This is a genomic window from Arthrospira sp. PCC 9901, assembly GCF_059013425.1.
Genome location: NZ_CP102296.1, coordinates 5,106,123 through 5,125,705 on the forward strand (window position 1 = coordinate 5,106,123; position 19,583 = coordinate 5,125,705).

General features: G+C 43.8%; 25 protein-coding genes and 1 pseudogene. 6 read left to right on the plus strand and 20 right to left on the minus strand.

Annotated features, from left to right (window positions below):
• Positions 1–33: 33 nt before the first annotated feature.
• The 6 genes from NLZ44_RS22660 to NLZ44_RS22685 all read right to left on the minus strand — a co-directional run bounded on the left by NLZ44_RS22660 (position 34) and on the right by NLZ44_RS22685 (position 3,873).
• Positions 34–489: a type II toxin-antitoxin system VapC family toxin gene (locus NLZ44_RS22660; protein ID WP_111894016.1), complete on the minus strand. Its 456-nt coding sequence runs from the start codon at positions 487–489 to the stop codon at positions 34–36.
• A 3-nt stretch (positions 490–492) separates the two neighbouring features.
• A complete protein-coding gene (locus tag NLZ44_RS22665; RefSeq protein WP_111894018.1) occupies positions 493–846 on the minus strand; it encodes a hypothetical protein in 354 nt (117 codons plus the stop codon).
• A 406-nt stretch (positions 847–1,252) separates the two neighbouring features.
• Positions 1,253–1,708 carry a type II toxin-antitoxin system VapC family toxin gene (locus NLZ44_RS22670; RefSeq protein ID WP_008052923.1) on the minus strand — a complete coding sequence of 152 codons (456 nt, stop codon included), beginning with the start codon at positions 1,706–1,708 and terminating at the stop codon, positions 1,253–1,255.
• A gap of 8 nt (positions 1,709–1,716) precedes the next feature.
• Positions 1,717–2,037 (minus strand): hypothetical protein, encoded by a 321-nt coding sequence (locus tag NLZ44_RS22675; protein WP_315638716.1) that lies wholly within the window; start codon positions 2,035–2,037, stop codon positions 1,717–1,719.
• Between the two features lie 104 nt (positions 2,038–2,141).
• Positions 2,142–3,278 (minus strand): ABC transporter ATP-binding protein, encoded by a 1,137-nt coding sequence (locus tag NLZ44_RS22680; RefSeq protein ID WP_006621955.1) that lies wholly within the window; start codon positions 3,276–3,278, stop codon positions 2,142–2,144.
• A 22-nt stretch (positions 3,279–3,300) separates the two neighbouring features.
• Positions 3,301–3,873, minus strand: a complete 573-nt coding sequence (locus NLZ44_RS22685; protein ID WP_174447131.1) for an HD domain-containing protein — start codon at positions 3,871–3,873, stop codon at positions 3,301–3,303.
• 48 nt (positions 3,874–3,921) lie between these two features.
• On the opposite strand from NLZ44_RS22685, the gene NLZ44_RS22690 reads away from it, so the two are divergent.
• The 4 genes from NLZ44_RS22690 to NLZ44_RS22705 all read left to right on the plus strand — a co-directional run bounded on the left by NLZ44_RS22690 (position 3,922) and on the right by NLZ44_RS22705 (position 8,744).
• On the plus strand, positions 3,922–5,976 hold the full coding sequence (locus NLZ44_RS22690) for an FAD-dependent thymidylate synthase (RefSeq protein WP_493751248.1): 2,055 nt from the start codon (positions 3,922–3,924) through the stop codon (positions 5,974–5,976).
• Positions 5,977–6,051: 75 nt separating this feature from the next.
• Complete coding sequence (gene dut, locus NLZ44_RS22695; RefSeq protein ID WP_111890751.1) at positions 6,052–6,486, plus strand: dUTP diphosphatase; 435 nt, start codon at positions 6,052–6,054, stop codon at positions 6,484–6,486.
• Positions 6,455–7,042: a deoxycytidylate deaminase gene (locus NLZ44_RS22700; RefSeq protein ID WP_008056603.1), complete on the plus strand. Its 588-nt coding sequence runs from the start codon at positions 6,455–6,457 to the stop codon at positions 7,040–7,042. Before dut ends, NLZ44_RS22700 begins: the two co-directional genes overlap by 32 nt.
• Positions 7,043–7,118: 76 nt before the next feature.
• Positions 7,119–8,744, plus strand: coding sequence for a vWA domain-containing protein (locus NLZ44_RS22705; protein ID WP_493751249.1), 1,626 nt, complete (start codon positions 7,119–7,121; stop codon positions 8,742–8,744).
• Here NLZ44_RS22705 and NLZ44_RS22710 read toward each other — a convergent pair.
• The 5 genes from NLZ44_RS22710 to NLZ44_RS22730 form a co-directional block, all read right to left on the minus strand.
• The gene (locus tag NLZ44_RS22710) at positions 8,710–8,883 is read right to left on the minus strand and encodes a hypothetical protein (RefSeq protein WP_006621962.1); all 174 of its coding nucleotides are present in this window, start codon (positions 8,881–8,883) and stop codon (positions 8,710–8,712) included. The two genes, NLZ44_RS22705 and NLZ44_RS22710, sit on opposite strands and share 35 nt — an antisense overlap.
• A gap of 2 nt (positions 8,884–8,885) precedes the next feature.
• Complete coding sequence (locus NLZ44_RS22715; RefSeq protein ID WP_046321136.1) at positions 8,886–9,941, minus strand: AAA family ATPase; 1,056 nt, start codon at positions 9,939–9,941, stop codon at positions 8,886–8,888.
• Between the two features lie 131 nt (positions 9,942–10,072).
• Positions 10,073–10,360, minus strand: a complete 288-nt coding sequence (locus NLZ44_RS22720) for a small RNA NsiR4-regulated ssr1528 family protein (RefSeq protein WP_006621964.1) — start codon at positions 10,358–10,360, stop codon at positions 10,073–10,075.
• A gap of 81 nt (positions 10,361–10,441) precedes the next feature.
• Positions 10,442–12,244 (minus strand): sodium:solute symporter family protein, encoded by a 1,803-nt coding sequence (locus NLZ44_RS22725; protein WP_008056610.1) that lies wholly within the window; start codon positions 12,242–12,244, stop codon positions 10,442–10,444.
• Between the two features lie 212 nt (positions 12,245–12,456).
• Positions 12,457–13,311 carry a PEP-CTERM sorting domain-containing protein gene (locus NLZ44_RS22730; RefSeq protein WP_493751250.1) on the minus strand — a complete coding sequence of 285 codons (855 nt, stop codon included), beginning with the start codon at positions 13,309–13,311 and terminating at the stop codon, positions 12,457–12,459.
• A 290-nt stretch (positions 13,312–13,601) separates the two neighbouring features.
• Between NLZ44_RS22730 and gcvT the strand changes: the two genes are divergently transcribed.
• Positions 13,602–14,714, plus strand: a complete 1,113-nt coding sequence (gcvT, locus tag NLZ44_RS22735; protein ID WP_493751251.1) for a glycine cleavage system aminomethyltransferase GcvT — start codon at positions 13,602–13,604, stop codon at positions 14,712–14,714.
• Here gcvT and NLZ44_RS22740 read toward each other — a convergent pair whose 3' ends face one another.
• The 7 genes and pseudogenes from NLZ44_RS22740 to NLZ44_RS22770 form a co-directional block, all read right to left on the minus strand.
• Positions 14,715–15,239 (minus strand): molybdopterin-dependent oxidoreductase, encoded by a 525-nt coding sequence (locus NLZ44_RS22740; RefSeq protein ID WP_006668909.1) that lies wholly within the window; start codon positions 15,237–15,239, stop codon positions 14,715–14,717.
• Positions 15,240–15,396: 157 nt separating this feature from the next.
• On the minus strand, positions 15,397–15,561 hold the full coding sequence (locus NLZ44_RS22745) for a molybdopterin-dependent oxidoreductase (RefSeq protein WP_008056625.1): 165 nt from the start codon (positions 15,559–15,561) through the stop codon (positions 15,397–15,399).
• A gap of 148 nt (positions 15,562–15,709) precedes the next feature.
• Positions 15,710–16,012: a hypothetical protein gene (locus NLZ44_RS22750; protein WP_046321145.1), complete on the minus strand. Its 303-nt coding sequence runs from the start codon at positions 16,010–16,012 to the stop codon at positions 15,710–15,712.
• A gap of 3 nt (positions 16,013–16,015) precedes the next feature.
• Positions 16,016–16,141 (minus strand): annotated as a pseudogene (locus NLZ44_RS22755) (hypothetical protein); the annotation flags it as partial.
• 412 nt (positions 16,142–16,553) lie between these two features.
• The gene (locus tag NLZ44_RS22760; RefSeq protein WP_006621976.1) at positions 16,554–16,973 is read right to left on the minus strand and encodes a respiratory nitrate reductase subunit gamma; all 420 of its coding nucleotides are present in this window, start codon (positions 16,971–16,973) and stop codon (positions 16,554–16,556) included.
• Between the two features lie 351 nt (positions 16,974–17,324).
• The gene (locus NLZ44_RS22765) at positions 17,325–17,498 is read right to left on the minus strand and encodes a Nitrate reductase, delta subunit (fragment) (protein WP_008056631.1); all 174 of its coding nucleotides are present in this window, start codon (positions 17,496–17,498) and stop codon (positions 17,325–17,327) included.
• A 295-nt stretch (positions 17,499–17,793) separates the two neighbouring features.
• Positions 17,794–17,961, minus strand: a complete 168-nt coding sequence (locus NLZ44_RS22770) for a hypothetical protein (RefSeq protein ID WP_006621978.1) — start codon at positions 17,959–17,961, stop codon at positions 17,794–17,796.
• 217 nt (positions 17,962–18,178) lie between these two features.
• On the opposite strand from NLZ44_RS22770, the gene NLZ44_RS22775 reads away from it, so the two are divergent.
• On the plus strand, positions 18,179–18,301 hold the full coding sequence (locus NLZ44_RS22775) for a hypothetical protein (RefSeq protein ID WP_321176516.1): 123 nt from the start codon (positions 18,179–18,181) through the stop codon (positions 18,299–18,301).
• A gap of 231 nt (positions 18,302–18,532) precedes the next feature.
• Here the strand turns inward: NLZ44_RS22775 and NLZ44_RS22780 are convergent, their stop codons facing one another.
• Together NLZ44_RS22780 and NLZ44_RS22785 are read right to left on the minus strand one after the other, a co-directional pair.
• Positions 18,533–19,099: a nitrate reductase subunit beta gene (locus tag NLZ44_RS22780; protein ID WP_111890745.1), complete on the minus strand. Its 567-nt coding sequence runs from the start codon at positions 19,097–19,099 to the stop codon at positions 18,533–18,535.
• Positions 19,100–19,175: 76 nt separating this feature from the next.
• Positions 19,176–19,550, minus strand: coding sequence for a group I truncated hemoglobin (locus NLZ44_RS22785; protein ID WP_315638679.1), 375 nt, complete (start codon positions 19,548–19,550; stop codon positions 19,176–19,178).
• Positions 19,551–19,583 lie beyond the last annotated feature (33 nt).

Below are 19,583 nucleotides of genomic sequence, written 5' to 3' on the forward strand. Positions count from 1 at the left end.
GCCGACCACATAGAGCAGGCGATCGCCTGAAGTTTAGTTAGTTGGTCTGTACCAACTTTCCACAGTCAAATCCCGCACCGTTTGGATTCGTTGAAAGTCACTATCTGCTGAAACTAAAATCAGATTGTGTTGCCATGCAATTGAAGCAATCCATAGGTCATTATCATCAAAACCAATATCTCTAATTTTAGTTTTTCGTCTTTGGCTTTTTTCTTTCGGAGCAAACTGATCGAACAACGCTGCTTTAATTTGCCCATAAATAACCGCTGTCGTTTCATCAGTCAGATAAATCCGCAAGTATTGTAGAAAATCATTGACATTAGCTAAGTTTTGTGTCTTTTGTGCCGACTTTTCAGCCATAAAAATAAGTTCCCCCTGAACTATCACACAAGTAGCCAAGTTTTCTGTACCGATCGCCAGCGCTTTTTCCCATACGGTCGCTTCTTTTCTGATTAGATAACTACAATGATTCGTGTCTAGTAAATACATACTTTAAAATGGCTGATGGTTGGATAAATTGACCTGGCTACGGCTATCTAAAACCAGTCGCAGACATTCTTCAAAATCATCTCCTACCCATTCTCCTTGGTAATCTACTAGAGATTTTCCGGACGCTTGACGATAAGGTAATTGAGACAGTTTGTTAGATGTTTCTGATGCGTCCTTTGTCGTTTTTTCCGTTGATGAATCCGAGGCGCGAGACCTCATAAATAGTAGAAATTCTAAAGCGATCGCTAAAATTTCATCGGGGGTTTGTTCAATTTCTTGATGGAATTGTTCTTGAATCGAAACCTGATTAGCTTCCCGATTCGATTCAGGATTGTTGAGAATTTTCTGAGTATCCATAAAAAATTACTCCGTGGGGTTGATAGTGGTTGATATTTAACCATTATAGCAACGACAATTGGAGGTCGATCACCTCTGGTCTGCGAGCCACCGATATAGTTTAAATCTAGGGTGACTGGAATGCGATCGCCATGACGCACACACAGGGGGAAGCCATGAATTACTTATTCCAGCAGATATAAGCCAAGTTGGGTGATGGTTATTTTTAGTAAGTAACCTAACAAAACTAGGTCATCGGGTAGCTTATTACTTAGTCATTCCCTCATCATCATTGGGGCAGTTTTTGATGTCAATATGCTGGTCATAATCCCCTATAATCCCCTATTTACAGCGTCTTATTTCAGCCACCTAATGGTCGATTTGACTAGGTTAAGCCGACCACATAGAGCAGGCGATCGCCTCAAGTTTAGTTAGTTGGTCTGTACCAACTTTCCACAGTCAAATCCCGCACCGTTTGGATTCGTTGAAAGTCACTATCTGCTGAAACTAAAATCAGATTGTGTTGCCATGCAATTGAAGCAATCCATAAGTCGTGTTGACTGACTCCAATATCAATCAGTCGAGTTTTACGGCGTTTATTTTTCTCTTTTGGTCCAAAATTGTTCATCAAATCTGCTTGAAATGAGCCATAAATTTCGGCAGTCTTTGAATCAATTTCGTAAATCAAAATATTTTGCAAAAACTCGATTACCCGATTCAGATTATTGTCTCGCTGTCGAGAATTCTCCGCCATATAAATTAACTCGGCTTGTACAATCACACAAGTACAAATTTGGGACTGATAAAGTTCTGCTAACCTAGCCATAATATCCGGTTGATGATTCATGGCTAAACTACAGTGATTGGTATCTAATAAATACATATAATCTGTTAGTCTGCTTTCAATGCTTGAGTATCTGTGTCATCAGTGGAAATATATAATTGACCACGAGATGTATGGACTAACTCTAAACATTCCTCCAAGTCATCTCCTTCCCATTGACCAATTTTTTCCAGAGTTTTAAGGATTGATGCTGCTGTCGATCGCGATGAATCCGAGGCGCGAGACCTCATAAATAGTAGAAATTCTAAAGCGATCGCTAAAATTTCATCGGGGGTTTGTTCAATTTCTTGATGGAATTGTTCTTGAATCGAAACCTGATTATCTTCCCGATTCGATTCAGGATTGTTGATAATTTTCTGAGTATCCATAAAAAATTCCTCCGTGGGGTTGATAGTGGTTGATATTTAACCATTATAGCAACGACAATTGGAGGTCGATCGCCTCTAGTCTGCGAGCCACCGATGATGATTGATTATAAAACTTTCCCAGTAGCCGGGTCAAAAATCATTAAATAGTTTAAATCTAGGGTGACTGGAATGCGATCGCCAGGACGCACACGCACACTGGGGGAAGCCATCAATTGTAATATGTTTCCCTGCACAGTTTTCGGGTCATTCGATGGCCAGGTAGCCCTCACTAAAGTTTCCCGTCCTAGGGGTTCAACCACACTAACTTCTAATTCCAGAGGGACTTTATCCAAAGCCCAAACATCTTTTTCAACCGGATCAGTTTCCGACTCGCTGAGGTTTAATTGTAAATGTTCCGGTCTAATTCCTAACTCAAATCTCTGTCCTTCCTGGGGGTGTATTTTCTCCCGAATAACCATCGGACAAGCCACCGATTGACTACCCACCCAAAATAAACTATTACCATAGGTAGCCGGGATAATATTCATGGGAGGATTACCCAAAAAAGTGGCAACCATCCTATTAGCAGGCTTACTGTAAACCTGTTGAGGAGTCCCGACCTGTTGGATACGACCTTGTTCTAAAATCACAATCCGATCGGCTAAGGTCATAGCCTCAACCTGATCATGAGTCACATAAATTGTGGTAATTCCTAGGCGCTGGTGAAGTTGCTTCAGTTCCGCGCGTGTATCGTCTCGTAATTGTGCGTCTAAATTAGATAGAGGTTCATCTAAAAGGAACACATCAGGTTCCCTGGCGATCGCCCTACCTAAAGCCACCCGTTGCTGTTGACCCCCCGACAATTGTTTAGGTTTGCGGCTTAACAGATGTTCAATAGATAGCGATCGCGCTACTTCCTGAATCCGTTGTTCTATCTTAGTGCTATCAGTCCCCCGCATTTTTAAACCAAAAGCCAGGTTTTCTGCGACCGTCAAATGCGGATAAAGGGCGTAATTCTGAAATACCATAGCCACATTGCGATCGCGTGCCATAATGTCATTAACTAAGCGATCGCCTATATAAATATCGCCACTGGTAGCTTTTTCTAAACCCGCAATTGTCCGCAAAATCGTTGATTTACCGCAGCCCGAAGGTCCTACCAACACCCAAAACTGACCATCAGGAATATTTAGGCTAATCCCCTCAATCGCCGTAGCGCTATCATAACTACGGGTAATATTTTCCAAACGAACAGTTGCCATTAGCTTTCCAGTAAATTAGGGTTTAATTTGCTTTAACTAGCCGTTCAAGTTCTGAAACCACCCGATCTAATTCATCTACCAAGGGCGTTAGTCCCCCAGCACGAAAAGCAGTTATTAATGATCGATAATACCACAGCGTACCGTCCCGCTTGCCACTAAAGCGATCCCATAATTGCTCTCCAATTTCTCGATAATCTTTTAAAATCGAACGGGCGTTGTGAAGTTTGTCGCAAGCAGACACTAACTGCACAGAAGCCGAAGCCGTGGGAATATGTGCAATATAAGCCTGTTTACGTTCCCGCCAAGGTGGTAATGGGGTCTGATGGTTATCTGTACAGCCTTTCACAATTTCCGTGACCCGATCGCCAAATTTACGCCGGATTTCTTTTTCCGTCTTCACTCCCCCTTGGTCTTCGATCGCATCATGAAGTAAGGCGGCGATCGCTTCATCCTCATCGGCCCCATATTCTAGGGCCAAACTCGCCACCCCCAACAAATGCGCCACATAAGGAACCCCAGACCCCTTGCGAACCTGATTAGCGTGTAATTCCGTCGCGTAGGTCACAGCCTGGGTAAATCGTTTTGATAACTGCATAGTTGCCATTCTAGGGTTTAATAGATAGAGGCGTTTTTTTTAATCATAATGGATCGGTTCCGAGTTGAAGTCATCGCTAAAACCCACAACCCGCAACAGGTAATTTATGCAGCGATGCACCAGGACTATACAGACAAGTTTGTTTTTGATGGTAGAAGCCATTGGCCGTCAGAATTGGAAGCGGGGGAGATAATTGTTAAGCGTCTACTAGCAGGGGAGCGTGGACACTACGGCCCCTTAGAACATCCTAGCATCACATTTAACTGTGGCTATTTTCCCCATAGTGTGATGCAGCAAGCACGTACTCATCGCGTGGGAATTTCCTTCGATGTCCAATGTTTAGATGGTGATACAGAAGTCACCTTTATTCAAGCCAGTGGCAGTTTGAGAAAAATCAAAATTGCCGATTTATATGATGTTTGGGAAAATGGAGAAAAAGCGATTCGGACTCGCCAAATTATCGGTCGCAACGGCGAACCCCCGGGAGAATACCGTCGCGATGGCAAGAAACGGATTCAGAAAATGTCCCTGCGGGTTCTGAATGAGGAAACCGGAACTTTCCAAATCGGTCATGTCAATAATGTGATGTGTAGTGGTTTGCAACCCGTCTATCGGCTGACCCTTGCGGATGGAAAAACCCTAAATTGTACCATCAATCACCGTCTCTTAACCAGTGCAGGTTGGCAGACCATGGGCGATGCTTTGGGTTTGATAGTTGACGAAAATCACGAAGTTTTGGCGATGACAAAAGATGGCGAGTTGATGTGCAATGGAGTCGTGAGAAATGAGGCGCTTTATACGCACAAAAATTGGTTAGATTTTCAGGCAAATCAAGGCTTCACCGTCCGGGAAATTGCTGAGATGTGTTGTGTTTCAGAAGCCACAATTCGTTTGTGGGCAAAACGGCATAATATTCAGATAGTGCCGGGATACAAAAAAGGGTTAAAAACAATTGTGGGTGCGGGTATATATCGCGATCAAGATTGGCTTGAAGAGCGATTGAAAGAAGGACTTTATGCTAATCAAATGGCAGAATTAGCAGGATGTTCTGTAGAAAGTATCAAAAAGTGGATCTACAAATATGGCTTGAATTTGAATAAAAGACCCCAAGGTTCAAACAAGCCTTGGAATAAAGGTAGATACGGTTATCATTTGAACCTTTCAGAAGACAGTCGTCGCCAGCGCCAAGAAAACGCCAAAAAATATACCAAAAAAGGAGAAGAATCTAATTTCTGGAAGGGAGGCGTATCTACCGAAAGAGAATTGATTGGTGCATGGACGAGAGATATTGCCCCGCAAGTGCATGAGAAGTTTAATTATATTTGTCAGAGATGTGGAACTCGTGGCGGTGTCCTTCATGCCCATCATTTAGTGCCGATTTTCGCCGATCAATCTCGGGCTTATTCATTCGATAACTTGGTGACTTTGTGTAAAGAATGTCATGAATACATTCATCAGCAAAATCAAGAGGCTGAATTTGCCAAATCTTACCACCCAATGCTGACAGTAAAAGATTGGAAAAGCAAACCCAAACCTACTGGTAGAAAACTCAAAGCACATCCGGTCAAAGTCACTCAAATCGAATATATTGGAAAACAAATGACTTATGATCTGGAGGTTGAAGGACCCTGGCATAATTTCGTGGCTAATGGGATTGTGGTTCACAATTCTTATCGGTATACGGGAAATCAGATCCTTGAACTTGCCGAAAACAAAAAAGACTTGGAAGATATCTTTTATTTGCGTCCAGTAGGAGACTACACAGACCGCCAAGGAAAAAAATACTATTATTCCCCCCAACAGCGACAAGCTGATTTAGACTGGTGTTTAGAAGCAGCTAAACGCTATAAAGCCGATTTAGATAATGGTTTGTCAGAAGAACACGCTAGGGGTAAAATTCCCTTTGACTACCGACAGCATTTTGTCGTGAGTTTCAATTTGCGATCGCTTCTACATTTTCTGGATTTGCGCTATAAAAAAGACGCTCAACTAGAAATCCAAAAACTCTGTGATTTGATGTGGCCGCATCTACAAGAATGGACTCCAGCCATTGCCCAATGGTATCAAAAAAATCGCCTCGGTAAAAGCCGACTCGCTCCCTAAGTTATCCGGTCAAGTAAACTGGTCAACAATCAGCCCCAATACTTAGGAATTAAACTCTTGGAAAATATAGCCATCATGAAACTCGAAGTTCAGCAACTAAAACCATCAGCCATTTTGCCCAAATATGCCCATGAAGATGATGCCGGGCTGGATTTATTCTCAGTGGAAAATATAGAAATCCCCCCTGGTAAAAGTCATTTAGTCCGCACAGGAATTGCGATCGCCCTTCCCCCCAACACCGAAGCCCAAGTCCGTCCTCGCAGCGGTTTAGCCCTCAAACACCAAATCACAGTCTTAAATAGTCCCGGAACCATTGACGGCGGATATCGGGGAGAAATTGGCGTGATCTTGATTAATCATGGCACCACCTCATTTCAAGTAGAAATAGGCATGAAAATCGCCCAGATGGTCATCTCGCCAATTGTACGGGTCGAAGTTGAAGCCGTAGAACAACTCAATTCAACCTTTAGGGGTTATAATGGATTTGGATCGACAGGTTTCGGGGTTTAATGTTATGGAAGATATCGCGCCCAATTACCAACCCCCCATCAGACCTACCTGGGATGAGTATTTTTTGATGTTTGCTAAACTAGCAGCCACCCGATCAACCTGTTTGGCTTTCCCAGTGGGGGCGGTAATTGTCAAAGATAGGCAAATTCTCGCAACCGGTTATAATGGTTCCCCCTCCGGTTCGGTTCACTGTACTACCCAGGGTTTCTGTTATCCTGGACTTAGTAGTTGTGATGCTAGTCAAACCCTACCTTCGCGGGCGGTTCATGCTGAAGCTAATGCGATCGCTCAAGCCGCCAAACATGGTATTTGCTGCGCTGGTGCCAGTATTTATGTCACCTTAGAACCCTGTATTTATTGCCTGAAATTGATTATTTCTACAGGGATTAAGGAAGTCTACTATGAGAAGGTTTTTAATAGTGGGGAAAAAGCTATGCTGCGGGATATGTTCGTTCAGGAAGGTTTAGTCAGCATTAAACAAATCTATCTATCTGAGGAAATCGCTCAACAAGGAGCCATGTTTCTCCTAAATCCTACTTCTGTACCTCGTCCTTGACTGGTGATGATTCCCCAGATAATGCTGGTTTAAGCCTGATTATCAACCTCTAATAATTAGTGAGGATGACAGCAAAATGATTACTCGCAAATCTTCACCTTGGCTAGTCGGAATTAGCTTGATACCAGTATTGCTAATTACCTCCTGTGATGATGCCTATAATAGATCCTTACAGTCTCCTCCACGGGAGTTAGCTACCCCTCCCGTAGGGGAAACCCATTTAGATGCAGGCTTAACACCAGCCACACCGTCACCAATACCGCTGGAATTGGATGCCGAAATTCCCAACACAGAAACCTATGATTTAATTGCCGAAAATAACTTTCAATTAGTAGCAGCTAATCCCCTGTCTACCTTCTCGATTGATGTTGATACAGCATCCTATAGTAATATACGCCGCTTTATTAACCAGCGTCAACGTCCGCCCATTGATGCAGTCCGAATTGAGGAATTGATTAATTATTTTTCCTACGATTATCCTCAACCCCAAGGCGAAGAACCCTTTTCAGTTACCACAGAAGTATCCTCAGCCCCTTGGAACCCGCAACATCAATTAGTTCATATTGGGTTACAGGGTAAAACTTTAGCGATCGAGGAATTACCCCCTAGTAATTTGGTATTTTTATTGGATGTATCTGGTTCCATGAATCAGCCCAATAGACTACCCCTATTGAAGGAAGGATTTAAGTTATTAGTTGACCAACTCACCGAACAGGATACGGTGGCGATCGCTGTTTATGCGGGGGCGGCTGGTGTGGTTTTACCTCCTACCCCTGGTAATGAAAAACAGAAAATTATCGCCGCCATAGATGGCTTACAAGCCCAAGGTGCAACCGCTGGCAGTGAAGGTATTAAATTAGCCTATGAGTTAGCTACCAGGATGCTAAGTGAAGCCAAAAATAATCGGGTAATTCTGGCTACTGATGGCGATTTTAATGTGGGTGTATCCAGTGATGCGGAATTGGTGCGGTTGATTGAATCTTATCGCGATCGCGGTATTTATTTAACCGTGTTAGGCTTCGGTATGGGGAATTATAAAGACTCCAAAATGGAGAAACTATCGAATCATGGCAATGGTAACTATGCCTATATAGACAACCTAATGGAAGCCAAAAAAGTGATGTCTACCGAATTAACCGGAACCCTATTTACCATTGCTAAAGATGTGAAAATTCAAGTAGAGTTTAACCCCGCCCAAGTTCAAGCCTATCGGTTAATTGGCTATGAAAATCGCCGCCTGGAAAATCAGGACTTTCATGATGATACCAAAGATGCGGGAGAAATTGGGGCGGGACATTCCGTAACAGCCCTTTATGAAATTATCCCCGTTGGTGTAGAATCCGATGTAAATTTACCGGCGGTGGATCAGTTAACTTATCAGCAAAATGTCGTCAGTTCAGAAGCCTATAATAGCAATGAATTAATGAGGTTGAAACTCCGTTATAAACCCCCAACGGACACCGAATCCCGGTTAATTGAACAACCCATAATTAACCGTAGTCTTCCCCTGAATCAAACCTCGGATAACTTCCGATTTGCGGCGGCTGTGGCTGAGTTTGGGATGCTGTTAAGAAACTCCCAGTATCGCGGAAATTCCAGTTTTCCACAAGTCTTACAATTAGCAGAATCATCCAAAGGAGTTGATTTACACGGCTATCGATCCGAATTTATCCAGTTAGTAAAAAGGACTCCCCAACGTTAACCTCGCAGCAGTTTAGGCGATTGTCAATTAAAAGGCGATCGCCTGATATATCCTCAACTAATCGATTAAGGAAACGATAATCTAAGCTGCTTTCCTTCCCCTCGCAAAAAATAGTTTTTCCACCACTAATTACACTCATAACTATATCTCGAATCTGATAATATTTGCATCGGGGACTAGCTGCTCTATATAATCCGAATGAGTAGTAATTATAAATTGATTGTTTTTCCCAAGTTTCGGCAAAGATCTCAGTAATGCTTGTTGCATAGGCGGATGTAAATGCAGTTCAATTTCATCAATTAAAATCACTGAATTATGAATATTCCAACTAGCAAAATCTACCAATATGGGAAAAGTCGATCGCTCTCCTCCCGACATTTCCGAAATTTCGTACTGATTCTTACTATCATACAGGTAAAACCAAGGCTCACTTAAAATGTCATCTACTCCCTCTCGTAGCACAGGACCCTCAAAACTCCGTTCGGGAAAAATAGCTTGATAAGCACGTTCGAGATCCCCATATAAATCTCTTTGTCCGGGTCGTAAATTTTTGATTTTACCCGATTTAATATCTTGATGAAACTGTCGCCACTTAGATAAACGATCGCGCAGAATATCATCGGTAATTTCAACTGTTTTATCTGGATCTTCAGTAGTCAAGCTAGTTGAAGTTCTTTGTTCTGTGTACCACAGCACTGTACCCACTCGCTCGAAGACATTAAATCCGTGGGAACGTACCAATTTTTTGGCATATTCTCTACCCTTAAATTGGAAAAGTTCAGCCGCTGTCTCAGCCTGAACTCGTCCATCTCGCCATTTAATAGTTACCACATTTTCTTGAGCCGGAGCATGAGAATAACCAGAGCCTTCCAGATTTTGATAAAACTCTTGAATCGCCTTAATTTCCGGAGATGAAAATTGAACTTTTACGGCAACCCCTGGCTCAAACTTTCCCCAATTACTCCCTAATAATTCATAGTTAAATCCCAGCCATTTTAAGTCATGAAAGTGATGGATCCGACCCGTTGCCATCCCTAAAGTGGCTGCTATAGCTTGTAAAATGCTGGTTTTGCCAGCACCATTCATTCCGATTAAAACAATCAAATCTTTTGCTAATCCGGTTTCCGAGTCCGTAAAATCCAACTCCAGGTGCCGAAATTTTTTAAAATACTGCAAGTTAATCGATTCAATTTTCATCGGTTTTACCCATTCACAAAAGTTCTGGAATATGGCATAATTAAAGATTGAGTTAATATCGCCATAGCCCAACCAGATATTTAATGGTCAAGCCATGGCGATTAGAAATGAGCCGCCAGCAAACCCGAGGGTTATTTGTTATAATAAAACTCGATTTCTTTATCTTTTAGGGGTGCAAAACCTGCCGCTTCTAGCATCTGGTTTAGTTCCGACTGGGCGATATGTTTCGCTCCAATGCGGACGATGCGCGATCGCATAGTATTACTAACCCCACTGCGTTGGCGCTGTCCTTCCAAAGCCATCACTTTATGATATAGTTCTAGCTTTTCTGGGGGAATGGGACTCCCATCAAAATCCAGTCCTTGGGCGATCGCCACATCAATAGCGTCGGCTCCGGTGTTGGTAGAATTTGCACTCATGATAAATTATAACTGCCATGTTTGACCAGCATTATTATAGCAGCCATTTGTAGGCGTATCACACCATGACTAGCCCTCAGTTTAGATGGGATCATCTAATCCCGGTCTGGGTGTCGGTTGAATTTTCAGCCTTGATAAATGTCGCAACCAGACACCACCTATAACCGCCACAATTAGTGATATCCATGCGATCGCCTGTTGTAGGAGTAGAAATCCTCCCGTCGCTAATAGTAACCCCAGCAATAAAAATATAGAGGCTAAAACCCGTTGTAAATCTAAGCCTAAATCCTGGGCGGGAAATAAACCAGTTTTCATCCTTTCCCGACTCCAACCGGGTCCTCCTGGTCGCACTTTTTGATAAAATGTTTCTAGGGTGGTTTCGGACTCTGGGGGAGTTAATACTAAGACAATCACCCATAAACAAGTCACGCTAATGGTGATAAAAATTATCCGCCAACCAAAGTCTTCAATTTTGAACCAAGGGGAAAGACTCGTGACCATTCCCACCAAGAAACTACCGACGATCGCACTTAATTCCGCCGCCGCATTTACCCGCCACCAAAACCACCGCAATATTAATACTAAACCCGACCCCGTACCAATGGCAATTACCAGGCGAAAAACTGTGGCTACATCCGTGGCTAAAAAGGCAGCGATCGCCCCTAAAACCGTGACTAAAACCGACGATAACCTACCCACCAATACCAACTCAGTTTGAGTGGCTGTCGGCTTGACAAACCGCAAATAGAGGTCATTGGTAATAAACGATGCACCCCAATTAATGGAGGTGGAAACCGTACTCATAAACGCGGCTAATAACGACGCAACCACCATCCCCAAAATTCCCACGGGGAGGAAATCTAACATTAACTTAGGATAGCCTAATTCCTTATCGGCTAAATCAGGATACAGCACCACAGAAGCCAAAGCCACCAAAATCCAAGGCCAGGTTCTGATCACATAGTGCATAATATTAAAAGTCCAAGCCGCCTTTTCTGCGTCGGCTTCATTTTTGGCGGCTGCAAATCGTTGGACAAATTCCCCGCCGCCGTCACTGCGTCGCCAAGACCACCACTGAAGAAAGATATAAGCGAAAAATGTACTAGCGGTAATTCCCGCCGTTTTACTAAAACTAATCCAACCCTCGCCGCCGCCAAAATTAACGGGAAGTAGAGACAAAATATCTTGGTCAGGATAAGCGATCGGCACCTGTTCAACCAGGGAGTGAATCCCCCCGACACTTCCCAGGGCAAAATATGCCACAACTATCGCCCCAAATAATGCCAGAAAAAACTGGAAAAAGTCGGTGGCTACGACTCCCCAAAGTCCCGCCAAACCGGCATAAATCAAGACAAAAATACTGACCCCAACCACACTAAAAAGTTTAAGGTTATTGTCTCCCGCCTCAATACCCAAACTTTGCCAAATTTCCAAAGCATCAACCACCTTAACCATGGCTAACATGGCATAACCGATCGCAATACAATTCATGGGGACGGCAAAAATAAAGGCCTTCACCCCCCGCAAAATTGCGCCCATATCACCGCCATAGCGTAATTCTGTCAATTCCGCATCCGTGAGAACTTCCGATCGCCGCCACATTTTGGCAAAAATGTAGATCATAATCACGTGGGAGATGCCAAAGGTCCACCATTCCCAGTTTCCGGCAATTCCCCGGTTAGCCACAACCCCGGTAATATAGAGGGGGGTATCGATGGAAAAGGTAGTAGCAGCCATACTGATACCAGCTAACCACCAGGGAAGCGATCGACCAGAAACAAAGAAATCCGCCAAACTTTTCGACCCTTTCCGCGACAGGTAGAGTCCCATCGCCATGGTCAAGATTAGGTAAACTAGGACAATCAGCCAATCAATCGGGTGCATGAATTTTCAGTGAATCTCAGTGAACAAGGCAAAATATCGGTTAGCCATCGCGGAGTTACTGGAGAAAGCGATCGCTGTTCTACAAACCTTACCTGAAAATGAACCCGATGCGATCGACTAAATCTGATCTGAGACTTCTCACGTCAAACCCCTCTCCCAAAAAGGGCGAGGGGCTGCAATGGCGATCGCACTCCATTTAATTTTGACGTTGATTAGGCTTTTTGACCCTTGCGGACTTTGCTACCCATGAAAGTCACACCCAGCAAAGCTAAACCAGCAAGAGTACCGGGTTCCGGGACAGAGACACTTCCCGCCAAGGCTACACCATCATTACCACATTCTAGGAATAGGCTGGCTAAATAGTCACCACTGCCAATCAAAGACTTACTGAAGCTGAAACCAAAGGTCTGGGTTCCCGCTCGGTTAAAGTTACCAAAATCTAAGCCAGCATTTAACAATTCCTGTTGGGAGTGCATATTAATGCCACCAACCAAGTTACCAGAGGCGATCACGTTATCGATAGAAGTTCTTTGACCGAAATAGTCGTAAGCCTCCTGTCTGGTAGCGATGTCAGTACCCATGGTGTTCTGGCGATAAAATCCAGAGTTGTAGTAGTGTTGCAGGCTGTTGTATCCGTTATTAGTTCTAGTCACACTTTTAGCGCGAACATTGCTATAAACACCCACCTCAGACGCGCCGGAGTCATTGGTTCCCGCAAAACGCACACCAAAGAGAGCGTTATTTTGGCTGGCGGTTAGGAAATCATCTCCGGTGAAATTGAAGAACAAGTCACCCCAGCCAATATTACCATCCGCTGCTGTACGGTCAGCAACTCCCGCCAATGGTGTACCGCCTGTTAAGGCAACCCATATAGTATCGGAGGTTTGCATGGTTGCCATACCGTAGATATCATATTGGGCACCACCGGAACCGTCACCTTTCGCATCAATTCCGTAGTTCCAGCCATTGTGAAACTGTCCAGCCGTGGCGGTGGTAGCAGTAGCTGCGATCATGCAGGTGGCGGCGATCGCACTTCCGATTAATGTTTTAGCATAATTAGATTTCATAACTCAAGCCCCGCTAACTTTTCTTCATCCTTTGCATTTTCAAAATAACTGGTTTTATATAAAGATTGCTACCGCAGTGAGGGAAATTACTGTAAAGTTTCTGTAAATAGGGAACATTTTAATTAGGGAAATTACTTGCCGATTTAATTGCGTGAAAATACGGATGATTTCATGGAAATTGTGGCATCCCTACCGCCCAGGTCCACCACGGAGAGTTTCCAGGGAGGCGATCGCAGTTGTGAAAGTTTGCTTTAAAATAGATCCTTATCCCATTACCGTGGACTCCGGCAATGAAACCAACCCTGACTCGCACCCCTCTGTATGACCTATCCGTTGAACTAAAAGGCAGGATGGTTCCCTTTTCGGGCTGGGAAATGGCGGTTCAGTATTCCGGTATTACCCAAGAACATCAAGCAGTGCGATCGCAAGTGGGACTATTTGACATCTCCCACATGGGCAAATTTTACCTCGAAGGTGAACAGCTAATCAATGCCCTCGAACCCCTATTTCCCTCTAGTCTCAGTCGTCTGCAACCCGGTCAAGCCCAATATACAGTCCTATTAAATGGCAGTGGCCGCATATTGGATGATGTGATTTTTTACTACCAAGGCTTAGACCCAGCCACGGGAAACCAGCGGGGAATGATGATTGTTAATGCAGCCACCAAGTCCAGAGATAAGGCTTGGGTGGTCGCCCATTTGGAAGGAACCGGAGTCGCCCTAGAAGACCTATCTCGCAGCCAGGTATTAATTGCAGTCCAGGGACCCCAAGCGGAAGCTGTCCTTGGATCCCTAGTAGAAGCGGACTTATCAGCAGTTGCCAATTTTGGACATATAGAAACTACCCTTTTCGGAAAACCTGCATTTATCGCCCGGACTGGATACACGGGAGAGGATGGGTTTGAAGTCATGGTAAATCCCGACACCGGAGTAAATCTATTTCGGGAGTTAATAGAAGTGGGAGCCACGCCCTGTGGTTTGGGGGCTAGAGATACCCTGCGTTTAGAAGCGGCAATGGCTTTGTATGGGCAAGATATTGATACCCATAGCACCCCTTTAGAGGCTGGTTTAGGCTGGTTAATCCATTGGGATGAGAAGGGGGACTTTATCGGTCGTGAGTCCCTAGAAGCGCAAAAATCCGGGGGTTTATCGAGGCGGTTAGTGGGGCTAGAAATGCAGGGCCGATATATTGCCCGCCACGGTTATCCTGTGAAGGCTGGCGGCGAAGTGGTGGGAGAAATTACCAGCGGCACGATGTCGCCTACCCTGGGAAAGGCGATCGCCTTAGCCTATGTTCCCGTAGAATTAGCCAAAATCGGCAGCCAAGTAGAAGTAGAAATCCGTAATCAAATCTACCCCGCAACGGTTGTTAAACGTCCCTTCTATCGTTCCCCACATCGGTAGTTATTGACCCCTAACCAGAAGATTAAATCCTGGGGGTTTCTTCATGATAAGCGATCGCAGATCCTCCCGATTCACACTTTCAAATAGAGTCCGTTCATAGCGCCATTGACCGGAATGAACATAGTGGAAATTGGGCGTATTTTGTAATCGCGGTGGTTTTTGCCAGTCTAAGGCAAAGGCTAGGGTACTCCCAGAAGAATTAGGGGCTAATTTTTCTGGTCCCACATAGTGATTTAATCCTCCCCCATTACGACCGACACAGCCACAGAGAATTAAGCCGACAATAGCGGCACAATACATGAGATTATTGTGATACCAATGGTTAATCCCGGCACCAATAATAATGCTGGATTTGCCTTCGGTAATTTCGGCATTTGCTGCCCATTCACGGGCTAGTTGAATCACGGTTTGTCGGTCAATTCCTGTGAATTTTTCTTGCCATGCGGGGGTATAAGGTTTGGTTTCATCGTCATAGTTTTCGGGATAGTCTCCCCCTAAGCCTCGAGTAACTCCAAATTGCGCCATTAATAGGTCATAAATGGTGGTGACTTTTAGGCTGCCATTGGCGGTTTCTAGATATTTGACGGGGACTTCCCGTTGGCAAGTTGATTCGTTATCGGAGAAGTCGGTAAAGGTGACCGATAAATGGCGATCGCCATTCTCCAGTAGGGTTAATAAGGGGTCAATTTCTCCATGATAATTGTACCAGTCCTAAAAGTTGCAAAAATCGCGAACCCGCTGCATAACTCAACATAGACAGGGCGGGAATTGGAGAAAATCCAATGATGCGATCGGCTCCTTCTTTTTTAACAGTATGAGTGATGGATGCGCTAATAATTTCTAACACTTAATCCCAACTACTGCGACGAAAACCACCTTTCCCTCTCGCTTGTTGATATTCCCGGCGTTTTTAGGGGTTATTCATAATAGAAGTCCAGGGTTCGTTTTTTTTCCGAATTTATGCCCAAATCTCACTCAGAGTTAGTGGGTTGGGTTTAATGCTGCATTGATTTTTCGACTAATTTGTTGCGAACTCCGGTAAAGCGATCGCGCCAAGTTAAATTACTCAGAATCAGTAAGATTAAGCAACCTCCTAAAGCCATTAATACTAATTGCCAACTATGGGTTAAGGAAGTGCAAAAAATCTCCGTAGCTGCGGGTTCATTGACCACCGCATTTTGCTGTTCAAAAAATGCTAATAGGGCGGCTTTTTTTGCTTCCGTAAAGTGTTGATTTCCTCCAGCCAGATAGTCAACAATTGCTTCGCTTTGTTCGAGAGTTAATCCTATATTGGGCATGGGAACGCCATTATATTTGGCGAGAATTTCTTGGGCGAGAGGATCGCCATTTTGGATCAGTTTATCCGGTTCAGCAATCCAATTAATTAACCATTGGCGATCGCGGTTTTCTGTGACTCCTTGTAAGTCGGGAGCAAATCCTTTCCCCGTGCCATCTAAAGTATGACATCCCCCACAGGATTGTTCAAATCAAACTTGACCATTTTCGGCGGCTATGGCTGCGGGTGTATGGTTCAATATTGCCAGCCCAAAGATAACAGCAGAGATGAGGAAAACTTTAATAAATTTATTTAACATGAATGCTACTCCTTGTAATTTCCCTGATTTTTCCAGAATACATCAGCAAATTATTCGTGAGCGTGTTTATGGTGCCACTACGCAAAAAGGTCATATTGAGCAACAAGGCACAGGCTCAATTCCCCAACAAGCAAAGGAAACGGCAAAGCCAAGAGTGGCTAACCAGAGGTTTTGTTGGGCTTGAATTTGATGGGAATTAGCTTGAGACATAGTTTTAAGTCTCCTGTTTTTAGGGGATTTTTGGTTAAAGTTTGCTTTCGGAGTGAGTCACGGCACCGACGGACTGATTCCCAACTACTACTTGGGGCGATCGCCAGATATATTGAATCGGTAAAGACAGGAAGTGAACTAACCGAGTAAAGGGGAATAATCCTACCAATGAGAAAGCTCCCACTATATGAACTTTGACCATCAAAGGTAAATTTTCGACTAGGGAAATATTGGGGTTAAATTGCAAAACTGACCACAGATAAGGAACTGCTGCCCCTGCATACCAGGATGACCCCCAACCATAGAATATTGCTGTCCAAATTCCGGCAACAACTTGCACAAATAACCCGACTAATAGGACAACATCCATCACCGAAGTAATCGCCCTAATTCTCGGTGGAAATGCTCGGCGAATCATTAACATGATTAAACCAAAAAAGGTTAAAAATGCCAAGGATAAACCCGTTCCTTATAGGACATATAACCGCCAAGGTACGCCATTCCAAGCTCAGACCGACTGGGGAATGAGTAATCCCAATAAGTGACCTCAGTGACGGGGTTTAAAGTTGGCTGAACAATCATCAGTAAACTCTCTGAAAGCTGACCGTAGGGCTTCTGCTCTTTAAACCCTGCTTTAATTTTTTCAACGCGGGGACTAACCCATCATTAATTAATTGTTGAGTTAGTTGATATCTGGTTTTAACTAACCCAAGAATTCCCGGAAAATGGTTAAATGATTCGGCAATTCTGGACTGTTATCAATAAAGTTATGTTCCTGGTATTTTTCTTTTAATTTAACCAAGAATTATCCCCGTTGATAGCCATCTCCAAACAGTTGATATCCCAGATATGGGTAACAAGTTGGATTCAGATCAAAGGTGCTGGTGTAAATTTCTTCTAGGTTGGGGGTGGGGGTATTTTGCAAAAACTGAACAAAATCTGCTAAAAATGGCTCAATATTCGGATAAGTCTGTGTCACACAATCAAGCTGGGCAGTGAGGTGTGTTTTCTGGTTTCCTTCCTTTCGCCCATGAATTCATGCTGATGATTTGGCTTATTTAGTGATGTATTTGCTGAGAGAGTCTGGGAGAAAATTTCTCAGGAAATACTGATGTTATAGTGTTAATAATTGGTTGACAGTCCTCTCGCTGGTCTGGTGCTGAAACCCACTCCAACTTCTCCCTTATGCAGTTGAGTATCTTCAATCATTGAAATGGCATATTCCCTGTGCATGGGAGGAATGACAAATCGTTCGTCCCAGGTTGCCAGAGAAGTCAAGCGATAGATTTCTTCGCTTCAGGGGTTAAACCGGCTTGGGAAATTGCTTCTTGCACTTTGTCAGCATCTAAATCTCCAACTTCTTGCAACCGTTTAGATAATCGTACAGAAATCAACTTGCGGTAGGTTTCTTTAATTAAGTCTTTATTTCCGGCTGTCAACATTTTGGCTAAGTATTCAATGGGGATTCTAGCCTGTTATAAGTTGCCAAAAAAGTTGTCGCTATTGGTGTTATAGGTGCCGTTGTCTACCCGTCCTAATACCGGAAGCAAAGGCGGAACGTAGAATAACATGGGTAAGGTGCGAAATTCTGGATGCAGAGGTAAAGCCAGTTTCCATTCTTTGACGAATTTCTAAACTGGGGATTTTTGGGCGGCTTCAATGACTGAAGTATTAACCCCATCTTTTTCGGCTTGGGCAATGACTTCGGGAGCGAATGGATTGAGGATTAATTCCCGTTGTTTTGTGACTAATTCTGATTCATCACAGGAGGCGATTTCTTGAATGCGATCGCCATCATAAAGCAGAACTCCCAGATAGCGAATGCGTCCGACACAGGAATGGAAACAAGCGGGGGGTTGACCCGTTTCTAAGCGGGGGAAACAGAGGATATATTTCTCTGATTTGCCTGATTTCCAGTTATAATAAACTTTTTTTTAGGGACAGGCGGTGACTCCAAAACGCCAACCCCGACAGACATTTTGATTGACTAAAACCATGCCATCTTCTCCCCGTTTATATAATGCACCAGATAGGAAGATAGAAGAAAAAAAGGCGATCGATTTCAAATAAGGTTTGCCGATCTTGTTCGCTAATTGCCTCTAGGTTGGGGTCGTTGCTGGCGTAAATTGGGGAACCACCGAGGTCATCATCCCAGTTGGGACCTGCCTTGATATCGATTTCGTCTCCAGTGATTAGCGAAATGGGTTTAGCGGTGGGTTGATCGTCACTAGCTGGGGCGTTAAATAAGTCTTCATATTTGTAAGTCCAAGGTTCATAATCATCATCAATAGTAGGTAAGTAGGGTTGATGAAAAATATTAGCTAAACCTTTAACTTTGTTGGTGGAAGGTAACTCGATTTTTTCCTTACCTTCTGGTTTTTTCCAGCCTCCTTGATACTGTTCTTGATTTTCCCATTGGGTAGGATAACCTGTTCCTGGTTTGGTTTCTACGTTATTCCACCACATATATTCGGGGCCTTGGCGATCGGTCCAAATATTTTTACAGGAAACGCTACAGGTATGGCAACCAATGCACTTGTCCAGATGAAACATCATGGAAATTTGAGCGCGAATATTCATGGCTTTTGTTCCTTTTTTGACGATTAGAGGGAAGCCAGCCTTTCCCGGATAAAGGAAAAGGCTAAGTTTTTTTGACTTACTGGTTTAAGACATCTTTTTTGTGTTGCGGGGCCGCGGCTACAGCGGCAACTTCTGCTAATAAGTCATCAGGAACTCCCATTTCTTTTAGGGTTTCCATTAGGTCTTCTGCTACTGCATCAAAATGTTCGCTGCTTAGACCTTGTTCTTCGACTAAGGCTTTATGGGCTTCCCGCATATAGCGCCCATCATATTTATCGCTGCCACCAAAGGCATAGGTGAGAAAGGCTTTCTGGTGCGATCGCTGTTTTTTCATATCCGTATTAACAAAGAAATGCTTGATGCGATCGTCATTTAAAACCCGCTCATAAAACTTGTCTACAGCTAGGTTAACGGCATCCTTACCGCCCAGCTTTTCAAATAAAGTCGTCATTTTTTACCTTGTGAATGTGTACATTAGCATCGG